Origin of the sequence: Mycolicibacterium flavescens (assembly GCF_001722335.1) — a bacterium.
Classification (GTDB): Bacteria; Actinomycetota; Actinomycetes; order Mycobacteriales; family Mycobacteriaceae; genus Mycobacterium; species Mycobacterium flavescens.
Window position 1 is genome coordinate 37,016 of the sequence record NZ_MIHA01000027.1, and the last position, 23,097, is coordinate 60,112.

General features: G+C 69.3%; 22 protein-coding genes and 1 tRNA gene. 5 read left to right on the plus strand and 18 right to left on the minus strand.

Annotated features, from left to right (window positions below):
• Nucleotides 1-12: 12 nt before the first annotated feature.
• Nucleotides 13-1,263, minus strand: coding sequence for a DUF7159 family protein (locus tag BHQ18_RS25780; protein WP_069416500.1), 1,251 nt, complete (start codon nt 1,261-1,263; stop codon nt 13-15).
• Nucleotides 1,264-2,177: 914 nt separating this feature from the next.
• Between BHQ18_RS25780 and BHQ18_RS25785 the strand changes: the two genes are divergently transcribed.
• Nucleotides 2,178-5,048: an MMPL/RND family transporter gene (locus tag BHQ18_RS25785; RefSeq protein ID WP_069416501.1), complete on the plus strand. Its 2,871-nt coding sequence runs from the start codon at nt 2,178-2,180 to the stop codon at nt 5,046-5,048.
• 4 nt (nt 5,049-5,052) lie between these two features.
• Here BHQ18_RS25785 and BHQ18_RS25790 read toward each other — a convergent pair whose 3' ends face one another.
• Both BHQ18_RS25790 and BHQ18_RS25795 read right to left on the minus strand, forming a co-directional pair.
• Nucleotides 5,053-6,348, minus strand: coding sequence for an acyltransferase family protein (locus BHQ18_RS25790; RefSeq protein WP_069416502.1), 1,296 nt, complete (start codon nt 6,346-6,348; stop codon nt 5,053-5,055).
• A gap of 68 nt (nt 6,349-6,416) precedes the next feature.
• Nucleotides 6,417-6,734, minus strand: coding sequence for a hypothetical protein (locus tag BHQ18_RS25795; RefSeq protein ID WP_069416503.1), 318 nt, complete (start codon nt 6,732-6,734; stop codon nt 6,417-6,419).
• A 303-nt stretch (nt 6,735-7,037) separates the two neighbouring features.
• Between BHQ18_RS25795 and BHQ18_RS25800 the strand changes: the two genes are divergently transcribed.
• Entirely contained in the window at nt 7,038-7,724 is a 687-nt protein-coding gene (locus BHQ18_RS25800) for a sensor domain-containing protein (protein WP_069416504.1), read from the plus strand.
• Nucleotides 7,725-7,790: 66 nt separating this feature from the next.
• On the plus strand, nt 7,791-8,069 hold the full coding sequence (locus BHQ18_RS25805; protein ID WP_069416505.1) for a hypothetical protein: 279 nt from the start codon (nt 7,791-7,793) through the stop codon (nt 8,067-8,069).
• Here the strand turns inward: BHQ18_RS25805 and BHQ18_RS25810 are convergent.
• Both BHQ18_RS25810 and BHQ18_RS25815 read right to left on the minus strand, forming a co-directional pair.
• The gene (locus tag BHQ18_RS25810) at nt 8,066-8,686 is read right to left on the minus strand and encodes a dihydrofolate reductase family protein (RefSeq protein WP_069416506.1); all 621 of its coding nucleotides are present in this window, start codon (nt 8,684-8,686) and stop codon (nt 8,066-8,068) included. The genes BHQ18_RS25805 and BHQ18_RS25810 overlap by 4 nt on opposite strands.
• Before the next feature lie 123 nt (nt 8,687-8,809).
• Nucleotides 8,810-8,883, minus strand: a tRNA-Pro gene (locus BHQ18_RS25815).
• 89 nt (nt 8,884-8,972) lie between these two features.
• On the opposite strand from BHQ18_RS25815, the gene BHQ18_RS25820 reads away from it, so the two are divergent.
• Entirely contained in the window at nt 8,973-10,466 is a 1,494-nt protein-coding gene (locus BHQ18_RS25820) for a cryptochrome/photolyase family protein (protein WP_069416525.1), read from the plus strand.
• A gap of 32 nt (nt 10,467-10,498) precedes the next feature.
• Here BHQ18_RS25820 and BHQ18_RS25825 read toward each other — a convergent pair whose 3' ends face one another.
• The 9 genes from BHQ18_RS25825 to BHQ18_RS25860 form a co-directional block, all read right to left on the minus strand.
• Nucleotides 10,499-11,416: a sulfite exporter TauE/SafE family protein gene (locus BHQ18_RS25825; protein ID WP_069416507.1), complete on the minus strand. Its 918-nt coding sequence runs from the start codon at nt 11,414-11,416 to the stop codon at nt 10,499-10,501.
• 65 nt (nt 11,417-11,481) lie between these two features.
• Entirely contained in the window at nt 11,482-11,616 is a 135-nt protein-coding gene (locus BHQ18_RS30810; protein WP_264010151.1) for a hypothetical protein, read from the minus strand.
• A 28-nt stretch (nt 11,617-11,644) separates the two neighbouring features.
• Entirely contained in the window at nt 11,645-12,427 is a 783-nt protein-coding gene (locus tag BHQ18_RS25830; protein ID WP_069416508.1) for a sulfite exporter TauE/SafE family protein, read from the minus strand.
• Nucleotides 12,428-12,469: 42 nt separating this feature from the next.
• Nucleotides 12,470-13,879, minus strand: coding sequence for a ribosome biogenesis GTPase Der (der, locus tag BHQ18_RS25835; protein WP_069416509.1), 1,410 nt, complete (start codon nt 13,877-13,879; stop codon nt 12,470-12,472).
• Nucleotides 13,876-14,559: a (d)CMP kinase gene (gene cmk / locus BHQ18_RS25840; protein WP_069416510.1), complete on the minus strand. Its 684-nt coding sequence runs from the start codon at nt 14,557-14,559 to the stop codon at nt 13,876-13,878. Before cmk ends, der begins: the two co-directional genes overlap by 4 nt.
• A complete protein-coding gene (locus tag BHQ18_RS25845; protein ID WP_069416526.1) occupies nt 14,556-15,299 on the minus strand; it encodes a pseudouridine synthase in 744 nt (247 codons plus the stop codon). Before BHQ18_RS25845 ends, cmk begins: the two co-directional genes overlap by 4 nt.
• Nucleotides 15,292-16,047: an SMC-Scp complex subunit ScpB gene (gene scpB / locus BHQ18_RS25850; RefSeq protein WP_069416511.1), complete on the minus strand. Its 756-nt coding sequence runs from the start codon at nt 16,045-16,047 to the stop codon at nt 15,292-15,294. The genes BHQ18_RS25845 and scpB overlap by 8 nt, the downstream gene beginning before the upstream one ends.
• Entirely contained in the window at nt 16,040-16,858 is an 819-nt protein-coding gene (locus BHQ18_RS25855) for a segregation/condensation protein A (protein WP_372516616.1), read from the minus strand. The genes scpB and BHQ18_RS25855 overlap by 8 nt, the downstream gene beginning before the upstream one ends.
• Nucleotides 16,859-16,866: 8 nt before the next feature.
• Nucleotides 16,867-17,727: a ParA family protein gene (locus BHQ18_RS25860; protein WP_069416513.1), complete on the minus strand. Its 861-nt coding sequence runs from the start codon at nt 17,725-17,727 to the stop codon at nt 16,867-16,869.
• Nucleotides 17,728-17,865: 138 nt separating this feature from the next.
• On the opposite strand from BHQ18_RS25860, the gene BHQ18_RS25865 reads away from it, so the two are divergent.
• Nucleotides 17,866-18,627: an O-methyltransferase gene (locus BHQ18_RS25865; protein WP_069416514.1), complete on the plus strand. Its 762-nt coding sequence runs from the start codon at nt 17,866-17,868 to the stop codon at nt 18,625-18,627.
• A 58-nt stretch (nt 18,628-18,685) separates the two neighbouring features.
• Here the strand turns inward: BHQ18_RS25865 and xerD are convergent, their stop codons facing one another.
• From xerD to BHQ18_RS25885, 4 genes are all read right to left on the minus strand, one after another.
• The gene (gene xerD / locus BHQ18_RS25870) at nt 18,686-19,633 is read right to left on the minus strand and encodes a site-specific tyrosine recombinase XerD (protein WP_069416515.1); all 948 of its coding nucleotides are present in this window, start codon (nt 19,631-19,633) and stop codon (nt 18,686-18,688) included.
• The gene (locus BHQ18_RS25875; protein ID WP_069416516.1) at nt 19,630-20,250 is read right to left on the minus strand and encodes an NUDIX domain-containing protein; all 621 of its coding nucleotides are present in this window, start codon (nt 20,248-20,250) and stop codon (nt 19,630-19,632) included. Before BHQ18_RS25875 ends, xerD begins: the two co-directional genes overlap by 4 nt.
• Nucleotides 20,243-22,006 carry a CTP synthase gene (locus tag BHQ18_RS25880; RefSeq protein ID WP_069416527.1) on the minus strand — a complete coding sequence of 588 codons (1,764 nt, stop codon included), beginning with the start codon at nt 22,004-22,006 and terminating at the stop codon, nt 20,243-20,245. Before BHQ18_RS25880 ends, BHQ18_RS25875 begins: the two co-directional genes overlap by 8 nt.
• A gap of 151 nt (nt 22,007-22,157) precedes the next feature.
• A complete protein-coding gene (locus BHQ18_RS25885) occupies nt 22,158-23,096 on the minus strand; it encodes a copper transporter (protein WP_069416517.1) in 939 nt (312 codons plus the stop codon).
• Nucleotide 23,097: the final 1 nt, after the last annotated feature.

The following is a 23,097-nucleotide window of genomic DNA, read 5'->3' on the forward strand; positions in this document are numbered from 1 at the left end:
CCGCTCACCCGGTCAGGGCAGTCCGCCGAACAGCGGGCTGAGCACGACCTGGATCGGGTCCGGCGGAGGCAGCGGGGCCGGCAGCGCCTCGGGCGCAGCCGCAGGTGGCGGGCCGGCCGGGAGCGCCTCGGGCGCCGGAGGCGCCGGCGCCGGCAGCACGTCCGGCGGCGGGATCAGCGGTGCCGCCTCGGGTGCTGGTTCGCTGACACCCACCGGTGCCGCGGTCAGTGGTTCGGCGACGGCCGGTGCCGCGACGGCGGGTACCGCTTCCTGCGCGGCTTCGACCACCACGGCGGGCGGGGTCTCGGGCTGCACCGGAGCGGCCGCGTACTGCTGCACCACGGCCGGGGTGCGGGGCACCGACGGCACCGCGTGCACGCTGATCGACGATGTCGCGGAATGCACGGCCACGGTGGAGGTCTCGGCGGCGGTTTCCGTCGGCGCGGGGGGTGCGTCGTCGGCGGCCAGCCCGACACCGATCGCGAACAACGCCGAGACACCGGCCACGAGCACGGCCGCGGCCCGGGCGGGCGTGCTGAACCGCGCCCAGGGGCGTGATTCGGATGTTGTCGGGGTTTTCGGCGCCGGTACCGCCGCCGGTTCAGGTTCGGCGACCGCGGCCAGCGCCGCGCCGCGGGCGAGTGTGAGTTGCGCCTCGTCGGAGGCGATCACCGGCATCGGTAGCGCTTCGTCGACGGTGGCGGCGACGAGTTCGAGATCACCGCGTGTGCCGAGCAGGAACAGGCTTTCCGGCTGCGCGCAGTTCACCTCGAAGACCCCGGTCAGCCAGCGCGCGATACCGTCGGCACTCTCCCGCATCTTGGTGGTCGCGGTGCGCACGGAGTTGTGCAGCACCGACACCACCGTCACGGCCGACGGCTCGACCACACACAGCGCGCACCGCTCGAATCCGAGATGCCGGCCGAACCGCCGCGCCCACTGCTGGGCAGCGTCTGCCAGCGGAACCGCGCTTACCGAGTCAAAGCCCATGTCCGACAACGATTTCAGCAGCAGCGTCGCCTTGGCTTCGACGTCGTTGCTCCACGTCAGGCCGATCAGCCGCACCTGGTGACCGCTGGCCTCCGCGATCGCGCGGGCACCGCGGGCGGCGGCTTCGTGCCTGGAGATGTCGCCGTCGGTGGGCACGTCGCCGTGCACGGTGAAGTGATCATGGTCCAGGGTCACCGCGTCGGCGCCGGATCCCTGCTGCAGCACCCAGGCAATTCCGGACGACGTCATCGACATCCCGAGCACCGTGTCCACGCTGCCTCACCTTCGTCGATGTTCGATTCGCTACCGCTGGGCTACCGGCGCAGCCCGGTGCGGCGAACCGAGCATAGTTTGCTCCGCGGTGCGGGGCACGCCGAAGCCGCGATGGGTTCCGGCGCTACCGCGGTTATCGCAAATATGAGTCGGGTGTTACATATGAGGCTGCTCTTGCCGATGAGGTTGCGCGGTTACCCGCCCGTGCCGCCTGCGCCACCGGCCCCGCCCGCTCCTCCGGCGCCACCCGCTCCACCAGCGCCGCCGGCGCCACCCGCTCCACCGGCACCGCCGGAACCGCCCGATCCACCGGCACCACCACCGTCTTCGCCGCCCTGGCCGCCGGCGCCGCCGCGTCCACCGGCAGCGCCGTCGGGACCCGCCGGACCGTCGGCGCCGTCCCGCCCGTCGGGCCCGTGCCCTGACTGGTCAGCTGGGGTCGGTGACATCGGCGGGGTGGTCGTCCGAGGCGGCGGAGAAGTGGACGGACTCGACGTCACCGGCGTCGTCGACGGTTCGGTAGGTGCCGGCCCGGAGTCACAGGCCGTCATCGTCAAAAGGCCCACGACCGCCACGAGCGCGCAGCGCGCCCCGCCCACGAACATCCGTTGCTGCGACATCCTCATCTCCCCCATGGCGCCACGGTAACGGAGTTTGCCGGGCGAAAGCTCGGTTAACGTCGTAGTAAATTCGCCTGCCGAGTTGTCGAACGCGCGGGGTTCGGCGCCGACGGCCCCGATTCCGCCACGCGGGCGGCGCATCCACCCCGCGCCGAGACCCGCCGCCGCGGAATTGGTTAAATAAGCTGCGCAGTTCGCTGCGAACGCGATTTCTGACTACCCGCCCGACTCCTTCTTCTGGTAGGACTGAGGCGGTCCTAACAACGCCGGGAGGAGCTCCGCCGAGGTGAACTGGTGAGCGCCCCAACCCAGCACGCCGCCCCGACCGAGCACGATCGCCGGTCCTTGCTGGCCACATGGATCCGCCGACTGTCGATCCCGATCATGATCGGGTGGGTGCTGCTCATCGCGGTGCTGAACGTCAGCGTCCCGCAGCTCGAGGTCGTCGGGCAGCTGCGGTCTGTGTCGATGAGCCCGTCCGAAGCGCCTTCGGTGATCGCGATGCAGCGCGTCGGCAAGGTCTTCGAGGAGTTCGAGTCCGACAGCGCGGCGATGATCGTGCTGGAAGGCGAACAGCCGCTCGACGACGAGGCGCGCAGCTATTACAACCGGCTCGTCGCCGCGCTCGAGGCCGACGACAAACACGTCGAGCACATCCAGGACTTCTGGGGCGACCCGCTGACCGAAGCGGCGGCGGTCAGCGCCGACGGCAAGGCGGTCTACGTCCAGGCCTATCTCGCGGGCAACATGGGCGAGGCGCTGTCGAACGAGTCGGTGGAGGCGGTCAAGCAGATCGTCGACGGGCTACCCCCGCCGCCCGGGCTGAAGGTCTTCGTCACCGGCGGCTCGGCCCTGGTCGCCGACCAACAGATCGCCAGCGACCGCAGCATCCGGATCATCGAGTACGTCACGTTCGCGGTCATCATCACGATGCTGCTGCTGGTGTACCGGTCGATCGTGACGGTGCTGATCACGCTGGTGATGGTGGTCCTGGCGCTGGCGGCCACCCGCGGCGTCGTGGCCTTCCTCGGGTATCACGAGCTGATCGGGCTGTCGACGTTCGCGACCAACCTTCTGGTGACGCTCGCAATCGCCGCCTCGACCGACTACGCGATCTTCCTCATCGGGCGCTATCAGGAGGCGCGCACGGTCGGCGAGGATCGGCTGACGGCGTACCACACGATGTTCCACGGCACCGCGCATGTGGTGCTGGGCTCCGGTATGACGATCGCCGGCGCGACGTTCTGCCTGTCGTTCACCCGGCTGCCGTACTTCCAGTCGCTGGGTGTGCCGCTGGCCGTGGGTATGACCACCGCGGTGTTCGTCGCCCTGACACTGGGCCCGGCGATCATCACCGTCGCCAGCCGCTTCGGGCTGCTCGAACCCAAACGCGCGATGCGGATCCGGGGTTGGCGCAAGATCGGTGCCCTGATCGTCCGCTGGCCGGGCCCTGTGCTGCTCGCGACGGTGTTCCTGTCGCTGATCGGGCTGCTGGCGTTGCCCGGGTACCAACCCAACTACAACGACCGGCTGTACCTTCCGCCGGATCTGCCTGCCAACGAAGGATTCGCGGCGGCCGAGCGGCATTTCTCGCCTGCCACCATGAACCCCGAGTTGCTGCTCATCGAAAGCGATCACGACCTGCGCAACTCGGCGGACTTCCTGGTGATCGACAAGATCGCCAAGGCGGTCTTCCGGGTACCGGGCATCTCGCGGGTGCAGGCGATCACCCGCCCCAACGGCAAACCGATCGAGTTCAGCACCATTCCGGCCCAGCTCAGCCTCAGCGGTGTCAACCAGGAGCTGAACCAGAAGTACATGGACGACCGTATGGCCGACATGCTGGTCCAGGCCGAGGAGATGCAGGTCAACATCGACACGATGACCCGCATGATGTCGCTGATGGGTGAGATGAACGCCACCACCCACCACATGGTCGAGAAGACCCGCACCATGACCGTCGACATCACCGAACTGCGGGACTACATCTCGAATTTCGATGACTTCTTCCGGCCCATCCGCAACTACTTCTACTGGGAACCGCACTGCTACAACATCCCGGTCTGCTCGTCGATGCGGTCGATCTTCGATGTCATCGACGGCACCAACCTGATGACCGAGAACGTGCAGGAGCTGCTTCCCGACCTCGAACGGCTCGACAAGCTGATGCCGCAGATGCTCGCGCTGATGCCATCGCAGATCGAGACGATGGAGAAGATGAAGCAGATGATGCTGACGATGCATTCCACCCAGAACGGGATGCAACAGCAGCAGGCCGCGCTGAGCGAGAACCAGTCGGCGATGGGCGATGCGTTCAACGACTCGTGGAATGACGACACGTTCTATCTGCCGCCGGAGATCTTCGACAACGAAGAGTTCAAGCGCGGTATGGAGAACTTCATCTCCCCCAACGGGCATGCGGTGCGAATGATCGTCCAGCACGAGGGCGATCCGCTCTCCGCCGACGGCATCGACCGCATCGACGCGATCAAGCAGGCCGCCAAGGAAGCGATCAAGGGCACCCCGCTGGAAGGTTCCACGATCTACATCGGCGGCACGGCGTCGGCGTTCAAGGACATGCAGGAGGGCAACAACTACGACCTGATGATCGCGGGCATCCTCGCGCTGGCGCTGATCTTCACGATCATGCTGATCATCACCCGCAGCCTGATCGCCGCGGCGGTCATCGTGGGCACCGTGGTGCTGTCTCTCGGCGCGTCGTTCGGCCTGTCGATCCTGGTGTGGCAGCACATCCTGGGCATCGAACTGCAGTTCATGGTCATGGCGATGGCGGTGATCATCCTGTTGGCCGTCGGCGCCGACTACAACCTGCTGTTGGTGGCGCGGTTGAAGGAGGAGATCCACGCCGGTCTGAACACCGGGATCATCCGGGCGATGGGCGGCAGCGGCTCGGTGGTGACCGCCGCGGGTCTGGTGTTCGCGTTCACGATGATCTCGATGGTGGTCAGTGAGTTGACCGTCGTCGCGCAGATGGGCACGACGATCGGTATGGGCCTGTTGTTCGACACGTTGGTGATCCGCGCGTTCATGACGCCGTCGATCGCCGCGCTGCTGGGCCGGTGGTTCTGGTGGCCGCAGTTCGTCAGGGCCCGCCCGAAGCCGGTGCCGTGGCCGACACCGACAACGACGCGCACCGACGCCTGACCCGTCAAGCCTTGGCGCGCAGGCAGATCCGCGCGGTGGCGGCGGTGCCGACGAAACAGCCGAGCATGGTCCATCCGGTCGGCCCGGTCAGACCGTTCTTGGCCAGCAGCAGCAGCGCCACCCCGGCGGCGATCACCAGCACGCCCGCCGCCGCGGACCGCGCGCCTGTGCCGGAAGCCGGTGCGTCCCACCACGGCAGCCGGCGATGCTCGAGCGGTGACAGCAGGCGGAACATCGCGAACATCACCACCGCGAACACCGCGGCCCGCAGGGCCAGGCGGCCCCAAAAGCCCGCCGCGTCAACGTCATAGGCGTCCAGGCCGACGGCGTGCAGCGAGAACGCGGCGATCGCGATCGCGACGATGTGCCACAGGTACAGCGTCATCGCTCCCCCATTGCCGACGGCCACCGCGTACCAGACGCGGGGCCGCTGCGCCCACCGCGCAATAGCGCCGGCGGCGGCGACGAACGCGCACGACATCCACGTGCAGTGCAGGGCGAGCAGCAGGGTGGGCGGTGAGACGTTGGACAACTGCTCGGTGCCGGTGACGACGAGCGACACCTCGTAGGGCCCGACCATCGCCAGCGTGATCTGCGCGGCCAGCGCACCGACCGCAACCGCGAGCGCCGTGCGGCGGCCGATCAGCCGCCGGGCGTAGGCGACGCCGATGACGACGGGAATGAGCCAGACCACGACGAAGTTGGCGACGCCGGCCATGGCGGTGCCGGTCGCGATACGGATGGTGTCGTTGAGCGCGGCGGCGGCGATGAGGCCGGCGACGACGGCGGCGGTGGCGCGCCCGCTGTCGAGGCGGGTCAGCAGCGGAACGAACGCGAGCACGACGAGGTAGACGCCGAGGAACCACAGCAGCGCGACGGATTCGCGGCCCAGATCGGCGGCGGATTCCGCACCGAGGGTCAGTCCGACGACGAACAAGGCCGCCGACCACACCGCGAGATACCAGAACACCGGCCGGCACAGTCGCTGTGCGCGGGTGAACAACCACGACCCCCACGCCCGTCCGGTGTGCCAGCCGTAGGCGCCCGCGGCGCCGCCGGCCAGAAAGAACAGCGGCATCACCTGGACCACCCAGGTGATCGGCGTGAGGGTCGGGATCTCGCCGAGGATGTTGCCGATCCGGACACCGCCGGTGTCGATGGTGGCCAGCAGCAGCGCGCAGTGCCCGAAGATCACGACGACGAGCGCGCCGAGTCGGGCGACGTCGATGGCGCGGTCGCGGTCCGGCGGGGTGTCGGCGGCGAACTTCTCGGCGCGGGACACAGGAGTGGTCAGCGGCATGCGTTCAGCATGCCCGCGTAGGTGGTCGGCGACCATGAGTAGTACTACGTGTCGCGCCCCGTGCGCGTTCAGGGCAGACGGGTGAGCACGGGCAGCTTGCCGGCCGGCAGGTTCGGGCGCACGCTGGCGCCGTTGCGCTGGGGCGCGGTGGTGGTCGTGATCTTGCCGCCGCGGCAGGACACGATCTTGCCGTCGACGAAGACGTCCTGACCGTCGTCGATCGGGATGGGGTAGCCGTCGGCGTCGGTGTAGGTGCAGCCGCCTCCGCCGGGGGTCGGGTCGTTGTCGACGGCGTAGGCGGTTGCCGGGGTGAGCACGAGCACGGCGAGCGCGCCCGCGAGCGTGGCGGCGTAGCGGAGTCGGGAGACGGTGGTCGGCTTGTTCATCGGAGTTCCTCTCGTGGTGGTGGCGTGATGAGAGAAATGATTCCGATTCGACCGAGCGTTCGTAATCTCCGGCGGGCCAGTTTTGGGCCGCGCGAGGGTAGGTTTTCCTATCCCCGCGGCAAGTGCGGGAATTGGCCTGCACGGCAACGACTTCGTCCGCCGAATCGTTACCGCATGCGGTGCGCATCGTTACCCGAAACTCTGCCCGATATCGCCGAGTCAGCGCCCGTCGTGGTGGACGATGGGTTTCGTCGCGATGGACGGGGACATCGCCACGGTGACCGGTTGGATGGGGAGGGAGCTATGCGCCGACCGACGGCGGTTCTCGGTGCCGCGATGGTGTGCGTACTGGTCAGCGGATGCGCGCAGACGGTCAGCAATGCGGTGTCGACGACGACCACCCGCTCGATGATCCCGCGCCCGCTGGTGGAGCGGGAATTGCCCGAACTGCTGCTGCGCCCCGAGCAGGTGGACGCCGCGATGGGAGCCACCGACATGACCGTGACAAGCACGCAGACCGCGATGTCCGACAACAGCGCCACGATGGCGCCGCGCGAGTGCCTGGCGGTCGACGGTGCGGCCGAGGCGCCGGTGTACGCCGGCAGCGGCGCGACCGCCTCGCGTGATCAGAGCCTCAACGACGGCGACGACTTCGCGCACTACCTCAAGCAGGCGGTCGTGCTGTTCCCGCTGGTGCGCAACGCTCGCGCGTTCTTCGACGCGTCCGCGCAGCAGTGGCAGGCGTGCCGCGAGTACACGCATCTGCAGAGCGGCACGCGCTGGACCGTCGGGCAGGCGGCGACGGGTAACGACGTGCTCAGCGTCGTCACGAGGATGAACGATGCCGCGGCGCCGGGGTGGGCGTGCGAACGGGCGCTGGCGCTGCGGAACAACATCGTCGTCGACGTCAACACGTGCAGCGCGACGCCGGAGGACTCGGCGGTGCGGATCGCCAACCAGATCGGGGAGAAGGTCGCCGCGCGGTGGTGAGCGATTCGTGCGAAGCGCACGCGGGTACTTCTCCCCCGTCCACGCGGAGGTGGGAAGGCGGCAACGATGGCTGATCAGGACAACGACGACGGCGGCCGGTGGGATGTCGGCGCCAAGGACGGTGTGGTGTACGTCGAACGGCGCAGCGAAGACAACCAACCGGTGTTCAGCGACCAGCTCGAACCCGACGACGCACGTCAGCTCGCGGGATTGTTGACGAAGTTCGCGGATAAGGCGCAGGCCGCCGGCTCCGACGACTCAGACTCGGACGACGAATCCGATGACGACGACTCCAAGGACGAGTCTGACGACGATTCGGACTCAGACGACGACAAGGACGACTAGCGGGCGCTCATGTCGCCCGTGGCCGGGATGCCCTCGGCGCGCGCGTAGCGGATGTAGACGGTTCCGGTCGGGCTGACCGCCGGCGGGTCGACCAGCGTGAGATTCGTCGGGACCGCGCCGCCGTCGAACACCTTCTTGCCGACGCCCAGCACGATCGGATGGATCCACAGGTCGATGCGGTCGAAGAGTTTGTCGCGCAGCAGCGTCTGGACCAGATCGAGGCTGCCGACGACCTTGATGTTCTCGTGCCGGTCGCGGATCTCGTGGACGGCCGCGGCCAGATCGGGTCCCAGGTGGGTCGACCCGGCCCACGAGAGGTCGGGGGTGCCGCGGGAGGCGACGTACTTCGGGATCTTGTTGAACAGCCGGGCGATGCCGTCGTCGGTGCCGCCTTCCTGGTGCGGCCAGTGCGCGGCGAAGATGTCGTAGGTGCGCCGGCCCAGCACCAGTGCGTCGGTGCCCTGATAGGCGGCGTCGACCTGGGCGCCGGTGACCTCGTCGATCAGGGGCGCCTGCCAGCCGCCGAACGGGAAGCCGTCCGGATCCTCGTCCGGCCCGCCGGGCGCCTGGCCGACAAGGTCGAGCGTCGCGAACAGTTCGAGGTAGATGAGGCCCATGCCCGTGCTCCTGAGGTCGATGCTGCGGTCGGAGAGGTAGACCGACGGGCGGCCCCGGACTCATCGGGAATGCGGAAGAGGCGGCCCGGAGTTCCGGAACCGCCTCTGATCTCGCAATTCGCGTCGGGCTGACAGGATTTGAACCTGCGACCACTTGACCCCCAGTCAAGTGCGCTACCAAGCTGCGCCACAGCCCGCGCGCTGCCGAGGATCGCCCGGCAGCGGTCGAAATGTTACCCCAGCACACCCGCGCGATCCCAACCGCCGCACGGGGTACTCCGCTGTGGTGACCGCCACCGTCCGCGACGACACCCCGCTCTGGCTGTTCGCCGACCAACTCGGCCCGGCCGTGCACGGCGGCGAGCACGCACACCGCGAGGTTCTACTCGTCGAGTCCGACGCCGCGTTACGCAAGCGGCGCTACCACCGCCAGAAGCTGCACCTGGTCCTCTCGGCGCTGCGGCACGCGCACCGCGATCTCGGCGACCGTGCGACCTTGCTCAGGGCCGACACCTACACCGAAGCGTTGCAGCGCTTCGGCCGCCCAGTCCTCGTGCACCAGCCAACCTCGCACGCCGCCGAGCGGTTCGTCGAACGGCTGCAGAAGGTCGGCCTGGTCGCCGACATCCTGCCTACGCCTACATTCACGTTGCCGCGCAACGACTTTGAGGAATGGGCCGGTGGCCGGACCCGGTTTCGGATGGAGGACTTCTACCGCGATCAGCGCCGGCGCTTCGACGTGCTGATGGACGGTGCCGATCCGGTCGGGCGGCGCTGGAACTACGACGAGGACAACCGCGAGTCGCCGCCGAAGAATCAGGCCACGCTCGAGGTGGCCAAGCCCTATCAGCCGCGCGAGGACGACATCGACGAGCAGGTCCGCCGCGACCTCGACCGGATGGACCTCGACACCGTCGGCGTCGACGGCCCCCGCCTGTTCGCGGTCACACCGACCGAGGCCCGCCGTGCCCTCAAGCGCTTCATCGACCACCGCCTGCCGCTGTTCGGCCGGTTCGAGGACGCGATGATGGGCCAGGACTGGGCGATGTCGCACTCGCTGCTGTCGGTGCCGCTGAACCTCGGCGTGCTGCACCCCCTCGACGCCGTGCACGCCGCCGAGCAGGCCTACCGCACCGGCGCGGCGCCGCTGGCCGCGGTCGAGGGGTTCATCCGCCAGATCCTCGGCTGGCGCGAATACATGTGGCACCTGTACTGGCATTTCGGCCCCGGGTACATGCGCAACAACGAGTTGGACGCGCGTACCGAACTCCCGTCGTGGTGGCGCGACCTCGACGCCGATGCGGTCACCGCCGAGTGTCTGCGGCATGCGCTGATGGGAGTCCGGGATCGTGGGTGGACGCACCACATCCAGCGGTTGATGGTTCTCGGCAACCACGCGCTGCAGCGCGGGTACTCACCGCGCGAGCTGACCGAGTGGTTCGCGACCGCCTACGTCGACGGATTCCGGTGGGTGATGCCGACGAACGTGATCGGGATGAGCCAGCACGCCGACGGCGGCAAGCTGGCGACCAAGCCCTATGCGGCCGGTGGCGCGTACATCAACCGGATGAGCGACCACTGCGGTGACTGCGCCTTCGATCCCAAGAAGCGCCTCGGCGACGACGCGTGCCCGTTCACGGCCGGATACTGGGGTTTCGTGCACCGCCACCAGGGTCTGCTGTCGCGGAATCGGCGCACGCAGCGCACCGTCTCACTGATGGAGCGCCTCGGCGACATCGACGACGTCGTGGCCCAGGAGAAGGCGCGTCGTCAGTTTTAGTGGCGGGGCCAGTTCTAGTGGCGGGGTCAGTTCTAGCGGCGTCCGAGCGCCGGAACCGTCTCGGTGTCTGCGGCGGTGGGTGCCGGCTCGACGACGCGGCGGTACCGCCAGGCGACGTAGAGCGCGACGCCCCAGCCGATGACGATCAGCGTGTACACCGCCGTCGACCACGGCCAGTGAATACCGAAGTAGTGCACCAGCTTCTGGCTGTTGGTCAGCACGATCACGCCGCCGACCGCAGTGCCCAGCAGGGCCGGTCGGATCCGGCTGACCAGCCATGCCGCCAGCGGCGCGGCCAGCACGCCGCCGACCGCCAGGCCCAGCACCACCGGCAGATTCTGCACGAACTCCTCGCGCAGTCCGATGCCGAAGCCGACCGACGCCGACAGCGCCACCAGGAACTCCGAGGCGCTGACCGAGCCGATCACCGTGCGCGGCGCGGTCTTGCCGCGCGACAGCAGCGTGCTGGTGGTCACCGGTCCCCACCCGCCGCCGCCGGAGGCGTCGATGAACCCGCCGAACAGCCCGAGCGGGCTGAGGAACCTCGCCGAGTGCGGCGTCTCGCCGTGCCGCAGCACCGGCGGGTTGCGCAGCGAGAAACGCAGCAGCACGTAGACGCCGATCGCGACCAGGATCGCGGCCATCAGCGGGGCGGCGTGCTCGGTCGACAGCGACGACAACACCGTCGCACCGGCGAACGCCCCGATCGCGCCGGGCAGGCCCAGCTTGAGCACGATCGCCCAGTCGATGTTCTTGAACCGCCAGTGGGAGGCGCCGGACGCCAGCGTCGTGCCGACCTCGGCCAGGTGCACCGCGGCGCTGGCCTGCGCCGCGCCCAGCCCGCTCAGTACCAGCAGCGTGGAGGCGGTGACGCCGAAAGCCATGCCCAGCGCGCCGTCGACCAACTGGGCTCCGGCACCGACGAGCGTGAAGATCAGAAGCGAACGCACAGGTTCGGCTGCTTTCGAGAATGGTCACCGCAGCAACGGCGACCGGACGGACAGGGCGGGCGCGATCAGATGCGCGCGCGACACCATTCGTCGAAGGCGATGACCCGACGTGACGGCCAGAACGGCTCCAGCGCACACAGCGCCGACGGCGCGGTGCGGAAGCGACGTGCGGCCACCGGGCGGTCCTCTCTCCAGGTCATACGACGGGCTCTACCTTACCCAACATCGTCAGAGGGTCACCAACCGCCACAGCCCGATGAGCCCGACCACGACGATCACGGCCCGCAGCGCCGTCGGCGACATCCGCCGTCCGTAGTGCGCTCCGAGAAATCCGCCGACCAGCGAACCCGCCGCGATCAGCCCGGCCGCGACCCAGCTGATCCGGTCGAACGCCACCGCGACGTAGGCGACCGCCGCGACGATGTTCACGATCAACGACAACAAATTTTTCGCCGCATTCATCCGCTGCATGTCCTCGGGCAGCAGCGCGCCCATCGCGGCGATCAGCAGAATCCCTTGCGCCGCAGTGAAATAGCCACCGTAGATGCCGACCAGGAATGTCGCGACCACCACCGCGGCCATCCGCAGCCGCGAGACGTCGTGCGCCGACTGGCCGGCCGCTTCGGCGCGGCGTCGCGCATACGCCTGGATCCGCGGCCCGACCACCACCAGGATCAGCGCCCCGACCAGCAGCGCAGGCACGACCTGTTCGAACACCTTCTCCGGCAGGTGCAGCAGCAGCCAGGCGCCCACCCCGGCGCCGACGAACGACGCGGGGATCTGCCACCTCAGCCGATGCCACTGGCCCTTCAGTTCGCGGCGGTAGCCCCAGGTGCCCGACACGCCGCCGGCCACCAGGCCGATCGCGTTCGACATCGTCGCGGTCACCGGCGGGAACCCGAGCGTGACCAGCGTCGGAAACGTGATCAGCGTGCCTGAGCCGACCAGCGCGTTGATCGCGCCCGCGCCGACGCCGGCGAGCGCGATCAGGATCAGGTCGACGACGGACACCGCCGCCAGGCTAGTCGCGTCCGCTGGGCAGACGCTGGCCGGCTACCGGCCCCGCTTCGGGCCGCGCTTCTCCCGCACGCGCACGTTGATCCGGATCGGGCTGCCTTCGAAGCCGAACTCCTCGCGCAGCCGCCGCTCCAGGAACCGCCGGTACCCGGCCTCGAGGAAGCCGGTGGTGAACAGCACGAACGTCGGCGGCCGTGCGGTGGCCTGCGTGGCGAACAGCACGCGCGGTTGTTTCCCGCCGCGCACCGGAGGCGGGTTGGCCGCGATCACCTCCTTGAAGAAGGTGTTCAGCCGTCCCGTCGACACCCGGGTGTCCCACGAGGCCAGCGACTTCTCCAGCGCCGGCACCAGCCGCTGCACCGCGCGGCCGGTCTTGGCCGAGATGTTGACCCGCGGCGCCCACTGCAGCTGCACGAGTTCGCGGTCTATCTCGCGTTCCAGCAGGTAGCGACGGTCCTCGTCGACCAGGTCCCACTTGTTGAACGCCAGCACCAGCGCGCGGCCCGCCTCGATCACCATCGACAGCACCCGCTGGTCCTGCTCGGTCAGCGGCTGCGACGCGTCGATCAGCACGATCGCGACCTCGGCGGCGTCGATCGCGCCGTGGGTGCGCACCGACGCATAGAACTCGTGGCCGCTGGCCTGGCCGACCTTACGGCGCAGACCCGCGGTGTCGACGAACCGCCACAGCTTGCCGTCCATCTCGATCAGCGAGTCGACCGGGTCGACGGTGGTGCCCGCGACGTCGTGCACGACCGAACGCTCGTCACCGGCGAGCCGGTTGAGCAGCGAGCTCTTGCCGACGTTCGGCTTGCCGATCAGCGCGACGCGGCGCGGCCCCCCGCCGCCGGAGCCCATCTCCGAGACCGTCGGCAACGCCTCGATCACCGTGTCGAGCAGATCGGCCACCCCGCGGCCGTGCATCGCGCTGATCGGGTGCGGCTCCCCCAGCCCCAGCGACCACAGCGCGGCGGCGTCGGCCTCACCGCGCTCGGAGTCGACCTTGTTGGCGGCCAGGAACACCGGCTTGCCCGAGCGCTGCAGCAGTTTGGCGGCGGCTTCGTCGGCAGTGGTGGCGCCGACGACGTTGTCGACGACGAAGATGATCGCGTCGGCGGTGCGCATCGCCACCGACGCCTGCTCGGCCACCAACTGCTGCAGACCCTTGGCGTCGGGTTCCCAGCCGCCGGTGTCCTGCAGCACGAACCGCCGCCCCGACCACAGCGCGTCGTAGGACACCCGGTCGCGCGTCACGCCCGGGACGTCCTGCACGACGGCTTCGCGGCGCCCCAGCACGCGGTTCACCAGCGTCGACTTGCCGACGTTGGGCCGCCCGATCACCGCCACCACCGGCGGCGCGGCCGACACTTCGTCGACGGCCTCGGAGATCTCGTCGGCGCCGATCTCCCAGTCGCCCTCGTCGACCCAGGTGCCGTCCTCGCTCATCGCTGGGCTCCCGCGCGTTCCCGTACGAGCCGCTTCAAGTGCTCGATCACCTCTGTCTGAGTCATCGCGCTGGTGTCGACCACCACCGCGTCGTCGGCGGGGCGCAGCGGCGACACCGCGCGGGTCGAGTCCAGATGGTCGCGGCGTTTGACGTCGGCGAGCACGGACTCGTAGTCGTCTGGCTGCCCCGCCGCGACGTTCTGGTCGTTGCGGCGCCGGGCCCGTTCCTCGGCCGAGGCGGTCAGGAAGATCTTCACGTCGGCGTCGGGCAGCACCACGGTGCCGATGTCACGGCCCTCGACGACGACGCTGTCCTGCCCACCGGCCAACGTCCGCTGCAGGTCGACCAGCCGGGTGCGCACCGCGGGCACCGCCGAGACCGCCGACACCGCCTTGGTCACCGCGTCGCCGCGGATCTCGACCGAAACGTCTTCTCCGTCAAGGTAAGAGCGGTCCTCGTCGGGGTCATGCCCGACCGCGAGGTCGGCGTTTTTTGCAACGGCCGCGACCGCGTGCGCGTCGCCCAGATCAGCGCCCGCGCGCAGCACCGCCAGCGTGACGATCCGGTACATCGCGCCGGTGTCCAGGTAGCGTGCCGCCAGCTCGCGCGCCAAACCCCTTGACACCGTTGACTTCCCGGTGCCGGCCGGACCATCGATGGCCACGACCAGCGCGGTCACATCCCCACCGCCTTGTAGAGGTCGCCGAGTTCTTTCTGCGTCAGCACCCGGATGCTGCCCGGGCGTTGCTCACCCAGCGACACCGATCCGATGTCGGTGCGGACCAGTTCCTGCACCGGGAAACCGACCGCAGCGAGCGTCCGTCGCACGATCCGCTTACGTCCTTCGTGCAGGGTCACCCGCACCAGGGTCTTGCCGGGCACCTGGTCGACGACCGCGAAGTCGTCGACGCGCACCGGCCCGTCCTCGAGCTCGACGCCGTCGCGCAGTTGCCGCCCCAAACCGCGCGGCACCGCGCCGAGCACCGTCGCCACATAGGTTTTCGGCACCTCGTACGACGGGTGCATCAACCGGTGCGCCAGCTCGCCGTCGTTGGTCAGCAGCATCAGCCCCTCGGTGTCGGCGTCGAGGCGGCCGACGTGGAACAGCTTCTTGTTACCGCGCACCCGGTGCTCGACCAGGTCGCCGACGCAGGGTCTGCCGCGGTCATCCGACATCGTCGAGTGCATACCCTTGGGCTTGTTGATCGCCAGATGCACCAGCGTGTCGTCGACGGTCACGCGGGCGCCGTCGACGCGGATCACCGAGACGTCCGGATCGACCCGGGTGCCGAGTTCGGTGACGACGCGGTCGTCGACCTCGACCCGGCCGTCGCGGATCATCTTCTCCGCCACCCGGCGCGACGCAATCCCGGCCTGCGACAACACTTTCTGCAGCCGGACACCCTCGGCTTCACTCATGGCCATCGGTGTCCACGTCGAACGACGACGGCTGCGCGGGTGTGGGCGCGCCACCGCTCAGCTTGACGAATCGCGGATCGTCGTCGAGGGTTTCGCTGAGGTCGTCGATCACGTCGACGTCCGGCAGAAGCGGGGCGATGTCGGGCAGGTCGGCCAGCGAGGTCAATCCCAGCCTTTCCAGGAACAGTTCGGTGGTGGCGAATGTCACCGCGCCGGAGTCCGGGTCGGTGCCGGCTTCGGTGATCAGCCCGCGCGCCACCAGGGTGCGGATGACCGCGTCGACGTTGACGCCGCGCACCGCGCTGACCCGGGCGCGGGTCACCGGCTGACGGTACGCGATGACGGCCAGCGTCTCGAGCGCGGCGCGGGTCAGCTTGGTGCGCGCACCGTCGAGCAGCAGCCGCTCCACGTAGGGGGCGTAGCGCGCGCGGGTGTACATCCGCCAGCCGCCGCCGGCCTCGCGCAGGTCGATCCCGCTGCCGCGCTCGGTGTAGTCCTGCGCCATCAGCTGCAGTTTGGCCGCGACGCGGTTCGGCGGCTGTCCGGTGGCCGAGGCGAGCTGCTCGACAGTCGCTGGCGTGTCGACGACCAGCAGCAGCGCCTCGAGCGCCGCGCCGAGTTCGGCATCCCCGAGTTCGGCACCGTCGAGTTCGGCACCGTCGAGGTCCTCGGCGGTGTCGACACCGAGGTCCAGGTCGGTCGCCGCCCCGTCGTCCGGCCCGGGTTCGTCGAGGTTGTCGTCATCCATACTGATCTTCTTCCACCGCCAGGTGCTGATGTGTCGGCCGCTCGCCGGTCCACGAAATCTGCAGCACTCCAAGCGGTTCCGGTTGTTCGAATGCTACTGCCCGGGCGCGGTAGAGCTCGAGCAGCGCCAGGAACCGCCCGACGATCTCGATCGGCGCCTGGCAGTCGGCCACCAGGTCCCGGAACGAGGCCCACTGGCCGATCCCGCGGTTCTCCAGCAACGCCATCAGATTACCGACCTGTTCGGGCACCGACACCGCGACGTGGTGCAGGTGGTCGGTGCCCACGGTCGGGGTCGGGCGCGGCGTGAACGCGGCCGCCGCGATCTGCGCGAACGCGTCGGCGTCCACGCCGATCATCACCTCGGGCAGCAGCTCGGCGAACCGCTCCTCGAGCGCGACCGAACGCGGATAGCTGCGCAGCGCCGCGGCCTCCAGTTCCGCGAACATCTCGGCGACGTGCTTGAACGCCCGGTACTGCAGGAGCCGCGCGAACAGCAGGTCGCGGACCTCGAGCAGCGCGAGGTCCTCCTCGTCGTGGACCTCGCCGGCCGGCAGCAGCCGGGCGGCCTTCAGGTCCAGCAGCGTGGCGGCGATCACCAGGAACGCCGTCGTCTCCTCGAGTTCGAGTTGGCGGCCGATCTCCTTGGTGTAGGCGATGAAGTCGTCGGTGACCTGATGCAGCGCCACCTCGGTGACGTCGAGGCGGTGCGCGAAGATCAGCTGCAGCAGCAGGTCGAACGGGCCCTCGAAGTTGCTCAGCCGGACCCGGAAACCCGCCTGATCGGACTCCGTGGCTGGCGAATCCGTCACCGCGTCATTCACGCGCCGAACCGGGCGATGACCTCGCGGGCCAGCGATCGATAGGCTTGTGCGCCACCGGATTTCGGTGCCCATGTGGTGATCGGCTCACCGGCGACGCTGGTCTCGGGGAACCGCACCGTGCGGGTGATGACGGTGTCGAACACGAGGTCGCCGAAGCGTTCCACGACGCGGGCCATCACCTCGCGCGAGTTCACGGTGCGCGGGTCGTAGCGGGTGATCAGGATGCCGCTGATCGACAGCTTCGGGTTCAACCGGTCGTGCACCTTTTCGACGGTGTCGGTGAGCAGTGCGAGCCCGCGCAGCGAGAAGAACTCGCACTCGGTGGGGATGATCACGCCGTCGCTGCACGCCAGGCCGTTGACGGTGAGCAGACCCAGCGACGGCTGGCAGTCGATCAGCACGTAGTCGTAGCGGTCGAGCACGGGGTACAGCGCCCGCGCCAGCGACTGCTCGCGGCCGACCTCGTTGACCAACTGGATCTCCGCGGCCGACAGGTCGATGTTGCTGGGCACCAGGTCGAGGTTCTTGACCCGCGTTTTGACCAGCACATCGTCGATCGACACCCGCGGTTCGACCAGCAGGTTGTGCACGGTGTGCTCGAGTTCGTAGTGCGGTACGCCCAGACCCGCCGACAGGGCGCCCTGCGGGTCGAGGTCGACCAGCAGCACGCGGCGGCCGTACTCGGCGAGGCTGGCGCCGAGGTTGATGGTCGACGTGGTCTTGCCGACGCCGCCCTTCTGGTTGCACATCGCGATGACCTTGGCCGGGCCGTGTTCGGTCCGGGGTTGCGGCTCGGGAATGTGCCGCGGTGGCCGGCCGGTGAGGCCCACTTCCACCGCTGCGTCGTCGTCGCTCATGCCGGACCGTCGCTGGTCAGGCGAAACGCGGGCATGGCGAACATCCGGGCAAGTTTAACGGGATGCGACTGCCAGGTCAGCCAGACCCGCGGGCAACTTGGCCGCCGATCGTGGCTGTTGGCGGCTTAGGCTGACGCGATGGGCTTGGAGCGACTGCGGCCGCTGCTTCGGTGGTCGGTCCTGCGCATGGCGGTCGGGGTGCGCCACATCACCACCACCGGCCAGATCGGCGACGGCCGCGAGGCCGCGCTCGGGGACTACGTCGTGGCCGAGGCGCGCCAGGGTGACCTCGACGACGTCATCGCCACCATCGACCGGTTCGCCTACCAGAAGTCGTTCCTGATCAACGTCGGTGACAAGAAGGGCGAGCTCCTCGACGCCGCGGCGCGGCGGGCCGATCCGCGTCTGGTGCTCGAACTGGGCACGTACTGCGGGTACGGGGCGCTGCGCCTGGCGCGGGCCGCACCTGAGGCCCGGATCTACTCGGTCGAGCTCGCCGAGGCCAACGCCGAGGTCGCCCGGCGCGTGTGGGCACACGCCGGTGTCGCCGACCGGGTGACCTGCGTGGTCGGCACCATCGGCGACGGTGGTCGGACGCTCGACGCGCTGGCCGCCGAACACGGGTTCGGCCCGGGCCGCCTCGACGTGCTGTTTCTCGACCACGACAAGGACGCCTATCTGAGCGACCTGCTGAGCATGCTCGACCGCGGGTGGTTGCACCCCGGGTCGGTGGTGGTCGCCGACAACGTCCGGCTCCCCGGCGCGCCCAAGTACCGGGCGTACATGCGCGAGCAGCAGGGCAAGCTGTTCGACACGGTCGAGCACAAGACGCACGCGGAGTACCAGACGCTGCTGCCCGACCTGGTCCTCGAGTCCCGTTACCTCGGCGAGCAGACGTGAAATGCCCTGAAAACCCGCGAAAAGAGGGCAATTTGCGTCTGTTCGCGGAAGGAAAGCGCTACCTCGCGCGCGGGTGGGCGCCGGCCCACACCTCGCGCAGCGCGTTGACCGTGACCATCGTGTAGATCTGCGTGGTGGTGACCGAGGCGTGGCCGAGCAGTTCCTGCACGACGCGCACGTCGGCGCCGCCGTCGAGCAGATGCGTGGCGAACGAGTGCCGCAGCACGTGCGGTGACACCGCGGCGGTGATGCCCGCCCGCTCGGCGGCGTCCTGCAACACCTGCCAGGCGCTCTGCCGCGACAGCCGGCCGCCGCGGGAGTTGAGGAAGATCGCCGGGTTTCCGCGACCGCGACGCGCCAGGTCGGGCCGCCCGCGCACGAGGTAGGCGTCCAGCGCGCTGACCGCGGGGCGGCCGATCGGCACCAGTCGGTGCTTGCCGCCCTTGCCGCGCAGCAGCACCGACCGGGCATGGGTGTCGACGTCGTCGAGGTCCAGCCCGACCGCCTCGGAGATCCGGGCGCCGGTCGAGTACAGCAGTTCGAGCAGCGCGCGGTTGCGCAGCGTCAGCGGACCGTCGGCCTCGCTGTCGCCGCCGGCCGCGTCGAGCAGCGCCACCACCTCGTCGATCGACAGGCTCTTGGGTAGCCGTCGACTCGGCGTCGGCGGCTTGACCGCCGAGGCCACGTCCAGGTCGATCAGCCCCTCGGCGGCCGCGAACCGGTGCAGCCCGCGCACGGCGATCACCGCCCGCGCCGCCGACACCGCCGACAGCGGCGCGGTGCCGGTGTCGGGGTCGCCGCGGCGCAACGAGACCAGGAACTCGCTCACGTCGGACTCGGTGACGTTGCGCAGATCGTCGATGCCGCGGGCGGCCAGATGCTCGGTGTAGCGGCGCAGATCGCGCCGGTAGGAGCTCAACGTGTTGGCGGCGACCCCGCGTTCGATGCTCAGGTGGTTGAAGTAGTCCTGCACCTGGGTGTCGAGCGCGGAGGTCAGAGTGCTCACGGATGTCCCTTGCGGCGGCCGAACGCGCTCGGCCGGTCCGTCCACGGGGCGTCGATCGGGCGCAGGGCCGACGGGTCGGTGACGGCGTTGGCGGCCAGGATCCCGCCGACGGCAAGCGAGTTGACGATCTCACCGCTCATCACCATGCGCACCGCCTCCTCGAGCGGGACCCACCGCAGCGTCATGTCGGCCTCTTCGTCGGCGGCTTCGGGCCTGCCGATGTCGGTCAGCCCGGTGGCCAGGTACACCCGCACGCTCTCGTCGCTGAAACCCGGCGCGGAGTTCAGGTCGACCAGCACGCGCCAGTCGGTGGCCGACAGGCCCGCCTCCTCCTCGAGTTCGCGCGCGGCGGTCACGTGCGGCGGTTCCCCGCCGAGGTCGAGCAGGCCGGCAGGCAGTTCCCACAGCCGCCGCCCGAACGGGTGCCGGTACTGGTACACCAGGACGATGTTGCGGTCGTCGTCCATCGCGAGCACGGCGACCGCGCCGTAGTGCTCGACGACTTCGCGGCGCGCGGTGTGCCCGCCCGGCATCCGCACCTCGTCGGCGCGTAACGCGAAAATACTTCCGACGTACAGGGTTTCGGAAGAGACCGTCTCGAAGTCGTGGTCAGCCACGGGTCGCGGGCTCTTGCAGCAGTGCCCCGACCTCGTCGGTGTGCTCGGCGCCGTTCGACCGCTCCCCCGGAATGTCCATCCCCGGCAGCCGCTCCTCGGCCTTGTAGCCGAGGGCCGCGCCGACGAACGCGACGAACAGCGGGTGCGGCCGGGTGGGGCGGCTCTTGAGTTCGGGATGGGCCTGGGTGCCGACGATGAACGGGTGCACCTCGGGGGCGTACTCGACGAACTCGACGAGGTGCCCGTCCGGGGAGGTCCCGGAGAACCGCAGTCCGCTCTCGGCGATGCGGTCGCGGTAGGCGTTGTTGACCTCGTAGCGGTGCCGGTGCCGTTCGGACACCTCGGTGGCTTCGTAGGCACGCGCGACGATCGAGTCCTCCTGCAGTACAGCCGGATACGCTCCCAGCCGCATGGTGCCGCCCAGGTCGGCCTCACCGGCGACGGCGTCGCGCTGGTCGGCCATCGTGGAGATGACCGGATCGGAGGTCTTCGGGTCGAACTCGGCGGAGTTGGCCCCGTCGATGCCCACTGACCGGGCGGCCTCGATCACGATGCACTGCAGTCCCAGGCACAACCCGAGCACGGGCAGTTGCCGCTTGCGCGCGTAGTGGATCGCGCCGATCTTGCCTTCGATGCCGCGGATGCCGAACCCGCCGGGGATCAGCACGCCGTGCACGTCGCCCAGCGCGGAGGCCGCGCTGGCGTCGGTTTCGCAGTCATCGGAGGCCACCCAGCGCATCTCCACCTTCGCGTGGTGGGCGAATCCGCCGGCGCGCAACGCCTCGGCGACCGACAGGTACGCATCGGAGAGGTCGATGTACTTGCCCACCAACGCGATCCGGACGGTTTCGCGCGGCTCGTGCACGCGGCGCAGCAGATCGTTCCACTGGGTCCAGTCCACGTCGCGGAACGGCAGGTTGAGTCGACGCACCACGTACGCGTCGAGTTCCTCGCGGTGCAGCACCTTCGGGATGTCGTAGATCGAGGGGGCGTCCGGGGTGGAGATGACGCCGTCGATGTCGACGTCGCACATCAGGGCGATCTTGTTCTTCAGCGGTTCGGGTACGTCCCGGTCGCAGCGCAGGATCAGCGCGTCGGGGGTGATACCGATGCTGCGCAGCGCCGCCACCGAGTGCTGGGTCGGTTTGGTCTTCAGCTCCCCCGACGGCGCCATGTACGGCACCAGCGAGCAGTGCAGGAAGAAGCAGTTCTCCCGGCCGACCTCGTGGCGCACCTGCCGCGCGGCCTCGAGGAACGGCAGCGACTCGATGTCGCCGACCGTGCCGCCGACCTCGGTGATGATGACGTCGGGGCGGCGGCCGTCGACGTCGGGCTCGGCCATCTCCAGGATGCGGTTCTTGATCTCGTCGGTGATGTGCGGGATCACCTGCACGGTGTCGCCGAGGTACTCGCCGCGACGTTCCTTGGCGATGACGGTCGAATACACCTGTCCCGTGGTGACGTTCGCCGATCCGGACAGGTTGCGGTCGAGGAAGCGCTCGTAGTGGCCGACGTCGAGGTCGGTCTCGGCGCCGTCCTCGGTGACGAACACCTCACCGTGCTGGAACGGGTTCATGGTGCCGGGGTCGACGTTGAGGTACGGGTCCAGCTTCTGCATCGTCACCCGCAGGCCGCGCGCGGTGAGCAGCTGCCCCAGGCTCGACGCGGTGAGCCCCTTGCCGAGCGACGACACGACGCCGCCCGTGACGAAGAGGTGCTTGGTGGCCGTTTGCGGGTGCTTGCGTAACGCTGGCAAGAGCAACCTCCGTGACGACGGGCAGGGCTTACTTTTCTAGGCCGATTCCTAGTTTCGGGGCCTGCCGACCCACGGAACCCCACCCTAACACCGTCGCCGACACCGCGTCGGTGACGCGCCGCGGAGGGCTCCCGGTGAGACCGATTCGCCGCTACTGCGGGACGGTGACCGACGTCGCGCCGGGGCCGACACCGTACTGGGCGGGCCGGGCGCCGTTGATCAGATCGCCCAGCGCAAGCACCGACGTGATGCGGCCGGATTCGCTGCCGAGGTCGTCGACGGTGCTGACCGCCGAACTGAGCGCGGGGTCGGATCGGGTGACCGCGACGGCCGCGGTGCCCGACGCCGAACCGTCCCGCCCCGCGAGGACCGTGCCCGCGCCGTGTGGGGCCAGCCCGGCGGCCAGCCGCGCCACGGTGGCGCCCCGGTTGCCCGCGTCGTCGCCCAGCGCCCCGCCGGTCACGATCATCGCGGTGTCGGCCGCGCCGACCCGGTCGTCGTAGGTGATGAAACCGGTGTCGCGCAGGGTGGCCAGCACGGTGTCGCGCTGGGCGTCGTCGACGGTGTTGACCTTGGGGTCGCGGTTGATCAGCAGTGCGATGCCCAGCAGGTCACCGGCTTGGGAGCCCTGGTCGACGGCGGCGGTGCTCAGCTGCCTGCCCGCGGGCACGATCGGCGAGTTGACCACCGACAGCAGTTTCTCCGCGGCGTTGGCGTCGACGAACTGCTGGGTCAGCGTCACCGCGCCGCTGACGCTGCCGCCGGCCTGCCCGACCAGCCGGGTGACCGCCTCGATGTCGTCGTCGGAGGCGTCGGGGGTGCGGAACAGCACCACGGACTTCCCGGCCATCGCGTCGCGCACGATGCGCGGCGACATCTGCGCATCGAATTCGCCGGCGGCGCTGAGCTTCTCGTTGAGTCCGTTGCGCTCGTCGGTGAGCACGTTGATCCGGTCCTGCAGTTCGCTCTTGTCGTCGCGCAGGCCCGACAGCACCGTGTTCGACAGCAGCCCGGACCCCAACGCCACCCCGATGGCCAGCGCGAGGAACACCGCCGCGAGCGAGATCGCGTGTGTGCGAAGCGAAATCATG

Excerpts from the sequence above, each read along its gene's own strand:
- BHQ18_RS25790 (WP_069416502.1), bottom strand. The coding sequence starts at position 6,348 with ATGCCGCTGACCACTCCTGTGTCCCGCGCCGAGAAGTTCGCCGCCGAC.
- BHQ18_RS25795 (WP_069416503.1), bottom strand. The coding sequence starts at position 6,734 with ATGAACAAGCCGACCACCGTCTCCCGACTCCGCTACGCCGCCACGCTC.
- BHQ18_RS25800 (WP_069416504.1), top strand. The coding sequence starts at position 7,038 with ATGCGCCGACCGACGGCGGTTCTCGGTGCCGCGATGGTGTGCGTACTG.
- BHQ18_RS25805 (WP_069416505.1), top strand. The coding sequence starts at position 7,791 with ATGGCTGATCAGGACAACGACGACGGCGGCCGGTGGGATGTCGGCGCC.
- BHQ18_RS25810 (WP_069416506.1), bottom strand. The coding sequence starts at position 8,686 with ATGGGCCTCATCTACCTCGAACTGTTCGCGACGCTCGACCTTGTCGGC.
- BHQ18_RS30810 (WP_264010151.1), bottom strand. The coding sequence starts at position 11,616 with ATGACCTGGAGAGAGGACCGCCCGGTGGCCGCACGTCGCTTCCGCACC.
- der (WP_069416509.1), bottom strand. The coding sequence starts at position 13,879 with ATGAGCGAGGACGGCACCTGGGTCGACGAGGGCGACTGGGAGATCGGC.
- BHQ18_RS25845 (WP_069416526.1), bottom strand. The coding sequence starts at position 15,299 with ATGAGTGAAGCCGAGGGTGTCCGGCTGCAGAAAGTGTTGTCGCAGGCC.
- scpB (WP_069416511.1), bottom strand. The coding sequence starts at position 16,047 with ATGGATGACGACAACCTCGACGAACCCGGGCCGGACGACGGGGCGGCG.
- BHQ18_RS25860 (WP_069416513.1), bottom strand. The coding sequence starts at position 17,727 with ATGAGCGACGACGACGCAGCGGTGGAAGTGGGCCTCACCGGCCGGCCA.
- BHQ18_RS25865 (WP_069416514.1), top strand. The coding sequence starts at position 17,866 with ATGGGCTTGGAGCGACTGCGGCCGCTGCTTCGGTGGTCGGTCCTGCGC.
- BHQ18_RS25885 (WP_069416517.1), bottom strand. The coding sequence starts at position 23,096 with ATGATTTCGCTTCGCACACACGCGATCTCGCTCGCGGCGGTGTTCCTC.